Origin of the sequence: Paenarthrobacter sp. YIM B13468 (assembly GCF_042788025.1) — a bacterium.
Lineage (GTDB): Bacteria > Actinomycetota > Actinomycetes > Actinomycetales > Micrococcaceae > Arthrobacter > Arthrobacter aromaticivorans.
Genome location: NZ_JBHZPI010000011.1, coordinates 161394 through 171754, shown reverse-complemented (window position 1 = coordinate 171754; position 10361 = coordinate 161394). Strand labels below are relative to the sequence as shown.

Annotated in this window: 8 protein-coding genes; 5 read left to right on the top strand and 3 right to left on the bottom strand. The window is 58.4% G+C overall.

Annotated features, from left to right (window positions below; genetic code table 11):
• Positions 1-635: alpha/beta hydrolase (locus ACFX4T_RS12585; RefSeq protein ID WP_377652170.1), on the bottom strand; the 635-nt coding region annotated here is incomplete at its 3' end.
• A gap of 1088 nt (positions 636-1723) precedes the next feature.
• Between ACFX4T_RS12585 and ACFX4T_RS12580 the strand changes: the two genes are divergently transcribed.
• On the top strand, positions 1724-3169 hold the full coding sequence (locus ACFX4T_RS12580) for an APC family permease (RefSeq protein WP_377652169.1): 1446 nt from the start codon (positions 1724-1726) through the stop codon (positions 3167-3169).
• A 221-nt stretch (positions 3170-3390) separates the two neighbouring features.
• Here the strand turns inward: ACFX4T_RS12580 and ACFX4T_RS12575 are convergent, their stop codons facing one another.
• Complete coding sequence (locus tag ACFX4T_RS12575; RefSeq protein WP_377652168.1) at positions 3391-4422, bottom strand: DUF4192 domain-containing protein; 1032 nt, start codon at positions 4420-4422, stop codon at positions 3391-3393.
• 306 nt (positions 4423-4728) lie between these two features.
• On the opposite strand from ACFX4T_RS12575, the gene ACFX4T_RS12570 reads away from it, so the two are divergent.
• Entirely contained in the window at positions 4729-6081 is a 1353-nt protein-coding gene (locus ACFX4T_RS12570; RefSeq protein ID WP_377652167.1) for a hypothetical protein, read from the top strand.
• A 321-nt stretch (positions 6082-6402) separates the two neighbouring features.
• Complete coding sequence (locus ACFX4T_RS12565; RefSeq protein ID WP_377652166.1) at positions 6403-6627, top strand: hypothetical protein; 225 nt, start codon at positions 6403-6405, stop codon at positions 6625-6627.
• A gap of 312 nt (positions 6628-6939) precedes the next feature.
• On the opposite strand, the gene ACFX4T_RS12560 is transcribed toward ACFX4T_RS12565, so the two are convergent.
• Positions 6940-7935, bottom strand: a complete 996-nt coding sequence (locus tag ACFX4T_RS12560; protein ID WP_377652165.1) for a LacI family DNA-binding transcriptional regulator — start codon at positions 7933-7935, stop codon at positions 6940-6942.
• A 163-nt stretch (positions 7936-8098) separates the two neighbouring features.
• Here ACFX4T_RS12560 and ACFX4T_RS12555 point away from each other — a divergent pair, with 163 nt between their 5' ends.
• Entirely contained in the window at positions 8099-9565 is a 1467-nt protein-coding gene (locus ACFX4T_RS12555) for an amino acid permease (protein ID WP_377652164.1), read from the top strand.
• A complete protein-coding gene (locus tag ACFX4T_RS12550) occupies positions 9565-10344 on the top strand; it encodes a nitrilase-related carbon-nitrogen hydrolase (RefSeq protein WP_223949023.1) in 780 nt (259 codons plus the stop codon). Before ACFX4T_RS12555 ends, ACFX4T_RS12550 begins: the two co-directional genes overlap by 1 nt.
• Positions 10345-10361 lie beyond the last annotated feature (17 nt).

Here is a 10361-nt window from a genome sequence, read left to right as displayed (position 1 = left end):
CGATGGAAGGCCGCGGTGAAGGCGCCTGCGCCACCGGAGCTGAAGCCGCAGATGACCCGGCCCTTCGGGTCATCCGTAAGCCGGACCTTCGTCCGGATGACCGGAAACAGCTCCTCCACCAAGTAGCGGGCGAAGTCACCGCTGACAGTGTCGTACTCGACAGCACGGTTGGTGTTCCCGCCGTAGATCGGGTAGCCCGGTCCTGTCTCTCCAGGGTTGTGGAACAGGCCCACGGTCATGGGGATCTCGCCAGAGTGCACGAGGTTGTCCAGCACTGTGGTGGCGCGAACCTTCTCTCCGGTGTACTCCAGGCCGTCCAGACAGATCATCAGGTTGACCGATTCGGCTTCTTCGGCGCCATGAGGCAGGTAGAGGTAGATACTGCTCGTCACGCCCGGGTAGACGGTGTGGCTGGTCCAGCGGAAGTGGTAGTACTTCCCTGCGGGAACACCCTCTTGCGGCAACGACTCAGATGTCAGTCGGTACTCAGATACCGTGTCGTTCTCTGACAACTCGTACATGGCTATGTCTTTGAGCGGCAACGTGTTCGCCAAGTCGTCGTCGTTTGTCATCATTCCCCAGTGGTCGAGATCCACCAGTTCGAGCTCGGTTGCAGCTACCTGCGTATGGGCCATGGTGAAACACCCTTTCTTCTTCTCAAGGTGATCGAGATCTTGTCTCGAGGTCGCGTGAACATTGCGCCGTCGTGGTCTGCGCTGAGTTCAATACTTGAAGCCCGGCTCAGCTATGACAAGCACTGAAAACTACCACCAGGCACACTGGCGACGGCTGCTGCCAATCGTAGGATCGGCTTGCGAGCCTCGCTGGCTTCATTTGCTTACGTACCCTCAGGTAGTCTCCTTCGGCCGTAACTATCCGACGGCTGTGAGTTGTGTAGCTCCGGGCCAGATGTCAGAGAGACTGCGGCACTACCCTCTCCACGACGCCTAAACCGTATCTTCAATTCAGCAGCGTGCACTGATTTTGCCGTAAGTGAAATACTTCGGGTAGTGGTGGTTTAACCAATTGGCGAACGAGGATTTGGTCTTGTTTCAATGCCCCTACCCACCCCTTGGATGTAGCCCGGATCACTAGGAACGGATGCTTTTGGCTGGCGAATAGTCGCTGGCAAGAGCGGCGCATCCACCAAGCGCCTTCTCATTTGTCTTCTACCTGGTCGCGGAAGATCTATCGGAGCGTCTCGGGAAACACCGCGCCGGCGTGCGGAGGGTGTGCCCGCGGTTCCGAACACAAACCTCGAATGGTTGCGGATGTACTGCGGCGGCGCGAACCTTCTCTCCGGTGAACTTCGGGCCAGTCGAACGAGTTGACTTTTTCCCAAGTGCAACGCTGCGGGTAGGGGTGACATAACCAATCGACCCAGCAGGAGTTGGCGGTAATCCAGCGCCTATATAGGCGGCGGCGGCAAAGCCTCCTCAGCCGGCAGTGCCCACACCGAGGCGGGGGCAATCTTGATTGGGAGGACGCCAAAGTCCCGACGGCTCGTTGGTAAAACAACTAGTGACGAACAGATGACAAAGCAGCGAACATCGTACTCAGACCATCGGCGTGTGATTCACGTCCCAACACCCGAGCAGGCCACTGTGACCTTAGCGATGCGCGCCTCAGGAGCAGCAGCACTATACGGAGCACGCGAAAAGACGCGGCCGTGTCTCGGGGAAGTCTGTTACTTCTAGGAAGGTACTAATCGAATATGGACGTATTGAGTTCAGTTGATACCAAGGCGCCGCCACGGAGCCAGCCGCACCTCAAAGGCAACATGGGGTTCCTCTCGCTGTTCTTCAGCGTTGTGGCGTACAACGCCCCTTTGGTGGTCGTCGTCGGGGCCATCCCCATCATGGTGAGCAGCGGAGCCGGACTGGGTACGCCAGTGTCCTTCGGCATCGCAGGGGCCATCTTGGGCGCGTTTGCAGTCGGCTTCACTCGTATGTCCAAAATCATGCCGAAGCCAGGCGGCTTTTACTCCATGATTACCGCCGGCCTAGGTCGTGAAATTGGCCTCGGCTCCGGCCTTGTAGCCCTTCTGGGTTACTTCAGCGCCTATGCCGGAAGCGTCGTCTTCGGGGGCGTAGTCATGGGGGAGCTGGTACATGGCACCCTCAACGGGCCCAATCTTCCCTGGTACGTCTGGGCCAGCATTTTCTGGGCGGCCAGCTCCGTCCTGGGCTACTTCAAGGTCGAACTATCAGCGAAGGTGCTTAGTATCTTCCTGTTCCTCGAGGTCGTCATCGTGGTCGCTTACGACGTCCTTGTCTTCGTCAATGGGGGAGCCGGCCATGAGGGCATCTCCGTTGCACCGCTGAGCCCGATGCACTGGTTCGATGGGTCCTTCTCTCTGGGTTTGCTCTTCGCTCTCGGGATGTTTGCAGGCTTCGAGGTGACCGTCCTGTTCCGTGAGGAAGTCCGGGATCCCGGCCGAACTATTCCCCGTGTAACTTATGCTGTAATCGCCCTGGGGACGGTCGTCTACGGCCTTTCCGCACTGTTGTTCCTCAACTCGATCGGTCTTGACAAGGTCGTTGAAGCTGTGGCCGTGGACCCAACCGGTTCAATGACGCATAGCCTCCAGGCTTTCGGCGGTAAAGTCCTCGCGGACGCCGCGACCGTCCTCGTCAATACGAGTACCTTCGCCGTGATCCTCGCAGCGCATAATATTTCGGCCAGATATTCCTTCAATTTGAGTGCCGACGGAATCCTTCCGCGGAAATTGAGCATGGTGCACCCCCGCCACGGCTCTCCGCACATCTCGTCCATGGCCATTAGCGGTGCAGGCTTGGTGGTAAGCCTCGTAGTGATCTTCACGGGTATTGGGGCCATCGACTTCTATACGGCACTGCTCGGCATCACCAGTTTCGTGATCCTAGGCGTGATCTTCGTGACAGGAGTCGCAGTTCCGGTCTACCTGCGTCGCCATGGCCAGGGGCACTCGCTCTGGAGCAGGGTCGTATTCCCGGCCATATCAATTGCCGGCTTGGGGGCAGGACTGATCCTGGCCGGGATCAATTTTCCTCTCCTGGTCGGTGGCTCCCACGTCCTCGCAGCCATTCTCATGGCGCTGATCGTCGGCCTTTTCGTGCTCGGCATTGCTCTCGCGGTGGTTTATCGGCGGACCAAGCCGGCCACCTATGCCCATATCGGTCGCCAATAGGGTCCGACTTCAGTCGGGCAAGAGAAGCCGAAGGCTCAGGCTTCGACGTTTTACAGCCCCTGAGGGGGCGATGTAACTGCTCCCCGTGGGCTGGACGAATCTTCAGTCCGGTTCGCGGGGAGCACTCGCATTCCTGCCGGCATACTTCTTCCGGACCAGCCGTCGACCGGTCATGTGTGGCCATCGGATCAAGCCGGATCCCACTCCATTACGAAAGTCCCTCATGGCATGTCGAGGTTGGTTTTGTAGGCGGTGTTTTTGTTGGTGTTCCAGCCTGCGATGATGCCGGCTCCGAGCATGTGGTCGGTGAGGCGTGCGAAGCGGTAGCCGGGGTCGGTGTCGAGGGCGAGTTGGAGGTATTGGTGTGCTTTGGATCCTCTGCCTTCCCACCAGTTGATGTAGCCGATGGTGGTGAGGATCGGCGCTGCGTGTTCGGGTGCAGTAAGGGTGTAGGTGTGGGTGAGGAGTTGTTTGGCCCATTCGATGCGTGACCAGTTCGGTGCCTGGGTTGTTTGGGCGAAGAGGATGTGTTCGGGTGGTTCGTCGAGGCCGGGGATGTCGGCCATGAGTTGATCGCGGATGTGCGGGAATTGGTAGTAGGCGATGAGCTTCAGGGCGTCCTGGTCGGTGGGGTAGTCCTTGTTCTCCAGCATGGTGGTCCATAGCTGGTGGGCGTCTTGAGTGGCATTGGCAGGCGGCCGGCTGGTGATGGTTTGTTTATGGTGTTCGACGGCGGTCGCGTGTGCTTGCTTGTTGGTCGCCGCCGGGAGGGTGATTTGGTTGGTGGGTTTTATGGTGCTGCCGCGGTAGATGAATTCGGCGTTGACTTGGGAGTATTCGGTGCTGCTGATGGGTATGGCGATGTCGGGCCCGGGTGGGGTGTCGTAGGGGGAGTATGTGGTGTCGGAGACGTAGATTCCGTCCCGGATCGTGATGCCTTCCTGGGCGAGCACTCCGGTGAGGGCTGCGATCGTGGCCCGGCGGGGCCTTGCTTCACCGGGCTCTGGGGTTTCTGAGGTGTAGAGGGCGAAGACGATGCCTGTGGCGTGTTCGTCCGACGTGAGGTAGGCCGCGACAGTGCGGGCGAAGTGGACTTCGAAGCCTGGTTGTTTGGGCAGGTCGATGCGGAGAGTGGCTCCGACTTTGTCCTTGTCGAGGGTGATGCAGACGAGGCTTTCTTGTGGCCAGAAGCCGAGGGTGTGGCCGATGAAGCTGAGCAGGTCAGCGGGGTCCTTGATGGTGAGCGCGTTCATGGTCTTGGCTCCTCGTGCGTTCTTGACTGCTAGTGACGGGCCCGATCTCTTGGGCTTCAGCCATCCATGGACACTTGACATGCCCTGCACCATGACTGGCCTCCACCGACTTGGGGGATGGAGGGCGGTACAACGGGTAGATGGGTTGCTAGCGAACGCCTTCTCCCTTCGCTGGGGTCCTTCTGGGCAGACCGAATCGGGGGAGCGGAGATTCGGACATATGCGCCGTTATCGGTACTTCAGGCGTTCAAATAGCGCTTCGGGCGATGTGTGTTCATGGTCAGGACATGCTGAGAGAAAAGCGGGTTGATCGTGATAAATCGTCAAGTTCTCGTTAACGCTTTCGTGCCTGCGCACGAACTGGAAGTTCCAGATCGTTTTGCGGGACGGCGCAAGCAGGTGCTCGAGCTGTCAGATTGTTTGTACGCGCATGGTGCCACTCCGCTGATTTACGGGGACCGAGGCCTAGGGAAATCAAGTCTGGCGCTTCAATTACAACTTATCGCGATGGGAAATGCTGAGCTGCTGACTAAGCTTGGCGTCACGGATCGAGTCCTTCCCCCGGACAAGCGTTTTCTGACCTTTTTTGTCACCTGTACGGATTCGACGCGGAATTTTGCCGATCTCCTTCAATCCTTGGTTAATCATGCGGAGTCGGTTGAGCATGTGGATACCTCGGCGGGTGCCACCAAACTGATTGATCGCACGACTCGAAAACGGGTAACATTCAAGCTGTTTGAAGCGGAGAGTACAAAGAAGTACGCGGCTGAAAGTGGGCGCCTATCCTTCAAAGATCTTAACCTTGAGGAGAAGTTGGTTCAGCTCTGCGAGCTCCTAACGGACACCTACGGCATGCCAGTTCTGTTCATCATCGACGAGTTGGATCGAATGAAGGACACTGCAGGATTGGCCAGTTTCCTTAAGGCCGTATCAAGCGAAGCTCTGAAGTTTGTACTTGTTGGCATTGCAAGTAATGTGGCCGAGTTGTTGACCGATCATCAATCCATCGAACGGCGCCTTAGGCCGGTGCTTGTGCCCGTGATGGAAGAAGCTGAGCTTGAACAAATTGTTATAAAAGCACAATCCTATTTGAATGCAGAAGGGATACCTCTGGCGTTTTCGATGAGAGCAATCGCACGGCTGGCGGACGTGTCATCCGGCTATCCCTGGTTCGTTCATGTACTTGGGCAGGAGTGTCTCATCGTGGCGGAGTCCAAGAGTAGAACGTTAGTTCAATATAATGACGTCGATCGAGCGATTCGTGGGCTAGCCAGAAACGAGTCAGCCCAGCAATTGTCAGACATGTATCAAGCGGCCGTTCGGGATTCGGAGCCGAGAGAAAAGACACTGCGGGCCTTTGCCCTCTGGAATCACTCGGACATCCCGACGAGGGACGTGTACAAGCTTTTGAGTGAGGAACTTGGCACTCAGGCCGGTTCCACGCACCGGAGTCAACTTTGCAAGGCTGAGTTTGGAGGGATTCTTTTTGTTCCGCCCTTCCAAAAGCGTGGGCTCGTCCGCTTTAGAAATGAAATGTTCAAGGCATATGTCAGAATGAGGCCGTCGATCTACTCTGGGGTTGACAGTGCGGTGAAAGAGGCTTACCTGAAACGGCACTGGCGCCAAGAGCGAGAGTTTGATGAGTACAGCGGAAGATAAATATCTTTCCTCCGGCTGAGCTTTATCCTGTTCGGCTATGCATTGGTCATGGCCACGTGTGCGGACTTCTTCAGGAATAGGATCAGTGGCGTTCGCATTGAAGGGAATCACGTAGGGAAACATGCGGGGGTCGTCAAAGCTGCGGGCGGTACGGTGCTCTGCATGCTTGTGCTGACCGGGTGCATCCAGATCAATGATGCAGCCCCTCAGGGGAAAGGTGAACCACCAGCAGACGGCGGAAAGTATGCATCCGTGGTCGAATTGCGCGATGCAATGGTTAGAGCAGGGCTCGATTGTCCACGTTGGCACGAGCACGACCTGATGATGGATTCTGCTTCCTCAGCGGACTGCAGTGAGAACATCGTCCTTGCCACGTATTCATCCTGGGCTGACAGGGATAAGCAGATGGGCACATACCGCGCCATCGGTGAGTCTATGGAAATCACGGTGCTGCTCGGGACGAACTGGACCATCAACTCCCCTTTGGCCGACAAGGTCAAGGGCAGGCTTGGCGGCTACCTTTTCAAGACGACGGGCAAAGCGTAGCCTGGGGGTGCCCTCGGCGGACTCAAGCACCAGGGCAGCGCGCTGCCTGCAGCGACTTCTGTCAGCCCGTAATCCCGGTCGGGTCGGTCACCAGGATGGACGGGGAGGTGCGCACCACGAAAACCGGGGTTTCCTCAGCGGCCGCGAGCTGGAGCATTGGTGACCGGCACCAACCCTGGGGATTCCCCGAACGGAAATGAGATTTCCGGCGATAACGAACCCTATGTCGTGCAGTCAGCATGACTTGTGATATTCACTGCGCATGCTTTTGGGCATGATGTCTGGTTTTCTGGCACGGGGCCTCCATCCCGGCTACGTCCTGGTGTTGGCACCGCCGTCGGGCTGTATGACCAGCGCTTCGTGAAGTTGATGAGCAGGCGTGGCTGGCGGCGAGGATATGGCCTCTCGGAGGAGAGCGGCGGTTCGTTGCCCGAATTCGTAGGGCTGGAGATCCAGTCCGGCTATATAGGACTCGTTCAGGTTGTCCTTGGAGCTTAGCAAAGAGGCCAACTTCACCTTCCCAAGGCCATGACCGATGCGCGTGAGGGCTGCCTCGGCTCGCTGGGCGACGTCCTGCCACCCGAAGAGCAGCGAATCAACGTCACCGCCAGACAATGCATCAACCAAGGATGCTTCAAGCTGGGCGTTGGTGGGAAAGCTGCTGACCACTTCAATGACCTGCCGGATGTTCTTCCGGACGCACCATTCTTTGTATCCGAGAACGATTTGGCGTACCCAGGAAGACTCATCCCCGGGCTCAGGGCAAATTAGCGCAGGATGTTCGGCTCCCCGCGAGGCCATGGCGTCCAGTATTTCTCCACACATTTTGGTGTGCTCAATCTCGACGATGCCCGAAGAGCGCGCATCGGGGAAGCCTGCGATGCGTCCGGCGGTCACGATCGGCAAGGGGGAGCGGATTAGGGATTGCACAACGGGGTCGCCCATCATGGCGTCCACCAGAATGGCTCCGTCCACGTGTGTCCAGCCGGACCGGTCGGCTGAACGGTCTGAGACGAGCGTGAGGTCGTAGCCATGTTTGGCGGCTTCATCGGCTACCCCGAGGGCGAAGGGCATGTAGAAGGACATGTTGCGCACTCGTTGAGGCACATACAGAGCGATGGCGCCGGTAGAACTTTCGCGAAGCTGGCGGGCTGCCCGATTGGAGACGTAGCCGATTTCTTTGGCGGCCTCCATGACCCTCGCCCGAGTCTCGTGGGCAACCCTGCCGGACCCCTTGAGCGCGTCGGCCACCGTGGTTTTTGAGATCCCAAGGTGCTTTGCGAGATCAATAATTGTCGGTTTGCCCATAAGTGAATGGTATCCACGCGGCGCCGCCCCCTTTGTCCAGCTCCTTGACATGTGACGGCCGACACTGTCATTCTTGTCCAAGCCGGAACGTTCCGGCATGTGACTGAAACTCCATCCTGTCATCGAAGCCGGCGGTGGAGCCGACACTCCAGAGAGACTTTTCATGATCAATCACAACAAACCAAGCAGGGTGGATCTGCAGGAACAGGCTGGATATCACAAGGGTCTGTCCAACCGTCAGGTGCAGATGATTGGTATCGGTGGTGCCATTGGCACCGGCCTGTTCCTCGGCGCCGGCGGCAGGCTGGCCACGGCCGGGCCTGCGTTGTTCGTCGTCTACGCGCTTTGCGGAATCTTTGCGTACATCATCCTCAGGGCGTTGGGGGAGCTGGTCATGCACCGGCCGTCCTCCGGTTCATTCGTCTCTTATGCCAGGGAGTTCTTCGGTGAGAAGGCGGCCTATGTCGCTGGCTGGATCTACGCGCTGACGTGGGGCCTCACGGCGCTGGTGGACATCACCGCTGTCGCTGTTTACCTGCACTATTGGACAGCGTTCACCAGCATCCCGCAGTGGGTGCTTGCTTTTATTGCGTTGGCAATCGTGACGGCCATTAATCTGGTCTCGGTGAAGCTCTTCGGTGAAATGGAGTTCTGGTTTGCGCTGGTCAAGGTCTTGGCGTTGGTGAGCTTCCTGGTCATCGGCACCATTTTCCTGGCTGGATCTTTCCCTGTGGCAGGGCAAGTCCCGGGACTTGGGATTCTGGAGTCCAACGGTGGCCTCCTGCCCAACGGAGCGCTGCCGCTGATCATCACTGTCTCGGGCGTGATGTTTGCCTACGGTGGCATTGAACTGATTGGGACAGCAGCGGGGGAGACCAAGAACCCTGAGAAGGTCATTCCGAAGGCCGTCAACGCCGTCATCTTCCGTATCGCTGTGTTCTATGTTGGCTCGAGTGTCCTGCTAGCCCTGCTGCTTCCCTTTACGTCGTACTCCGCTGGTGTCTCGCCCTTTGTGACGTTCTTTGCCTCGATCGGGGTCTCCGGTGCTGGCGACGCGATGAATCTTGTAGTCATCACGGCAGCAATGTCCAGCCTCAACGCGGGGCTGTACTCCACCGGGCGGATCTACCGCTCCCTGGCGGTGGCTGGGTCGGCGCCGCGCTTCATGAACCGGATGAGCAAGTCTGGTGTTCCCTACGCCGGCGTCCTTTTCACTTCGGCTTTTGCGCTGATCGGTGTGGCTGTCAATGCGATTGTTCCCAAGGAGGCGTTCGAGATCACGTTGAACGCAACGGCGATGGCCATCCTGGCGGTCTGGGCCACTATTATCTTGTGCCAGCTCCGTCTCCAGCGCTGGGCCAAGCAGGGGTTTGTGACCCGGCCGGCCTTCCGTCTTCCGGGTTCACCCTGGACGTCGTATCTCGCCCTGGCATTCTTGTTCTCAGTGCTGGTTGTCATTGCGTTCCAGTACCCGACGGGGACGTACACAGTAGGTACGCTCGTCATTATCGTCCCGGCGCTCGTTCTCGGCTGGTATGCCGTTCGCGGCAGGGTGAGGGAGCTTGCTCGTCAAAAGGAAAGCCAACACGGGGCGGATGACGTTGTCGTTGCGGCGGAGGAACTGCACTGATGAGAATCGCATTGCTTCAGGCCACCGGAATCGTGGGGGCGGCACAGGAAAACCGGGAGACCTTGGAAGGCGCTGCCAGGTCGGCCTCCAGCCGCGGAGCTGACCTGCTTCTCACCCCGGAACTGTTCCTCAGCGGGTACGACCCGCTCCGTGTCCACTTGGAGGATGGCGCCAATCAGCGCGACTGGATTGCGAGGGCCGCCGCTGCGGCGGGGATTGGCATCGTTGCTTCGACAGTCGATCACGACGAAGCCGGTCGCTACATCTGCGCCTCACTCTTCGACAGAACAGGCCAAGAGCTCACCCGCTACCGGAAACAGCATCTCTTTGGCGCGGACGAGAGCGGAGTCTTCAGGCCGGGTACGTCGCAACCGGAATTGGTCAGGATTGGTGACTTCACCGCCGCGCTGGGCATCTGCTTCGACATCGAATTTCCGGAATTTGCCCGCGAACAGGCACTCCGTGGCGCGAACTTACTGCTCATCCCAACCGCCGTCCCGTTGCGTGCCAGCACGGGTGACGAGCCGCATCCCCTGGATACCAGGATTGTGTCCACTGTTCTGGTGCCTGCCCGTGCCTTGGAAAGCCAAGTGTTCGTTGCCTACGCCAACCATGCAGGCCCGAAGTTCTCCGGGACCAGTACTGTCGCAGACCCGTACGGGCGCCGCATCACCACAGCGGGGGACGCAGACGCCGAGATCGTCTTCGCCGATCTGGACCACAACCTCATCCGGCAAGCCCGGACCGATATTGGCTATCTCGCCTACTTCAACAAGTAAAAGCCCTTTAGACCCAC

What these genes read in the sequence shown, in the direction of transcription:
- ACFX4T_RS12565 (WP_377652166.1), top strand. Translation starts at nt 6,403, where the DNA reads ATGATGGATTCTGCTTCCTCAGCGGACTGCAGTGAGAACATCGTCCTT.
- ACFX4T_RS12575 (WP_377652168.1), bottom strand. Translation starts at nt 4,422, where the DNA reads ATGAACGCGCTCACCATCAAGGACCCCGCTGACCTGCTCAGCTTCATC.
- ACFX4T_RS12555 (WP_377652164.1), top strand. Translation starts at nt 8,099, where the DNA reads ATGATCAATCACAACAAACCAAGCAGGGTGGATCTGCAGGAACAGGCT.
- ACFX4T_RS12560 (WP_377652165.1), bottom strand. Translation starts at nt 7,935, where the DNA reads ATGGGCAAACCGACAATTATTGATCTCGCAAAGCACCTTGGGATCTCA.
- ACFX4T_RS12550 (WP_223949023.1), top strand. Translation starts at nt 9,565, where the DNA reads ATGAGAATCGCATTGCTTCAGGCCACCGGAATCGTGGGGGCGGCACAG.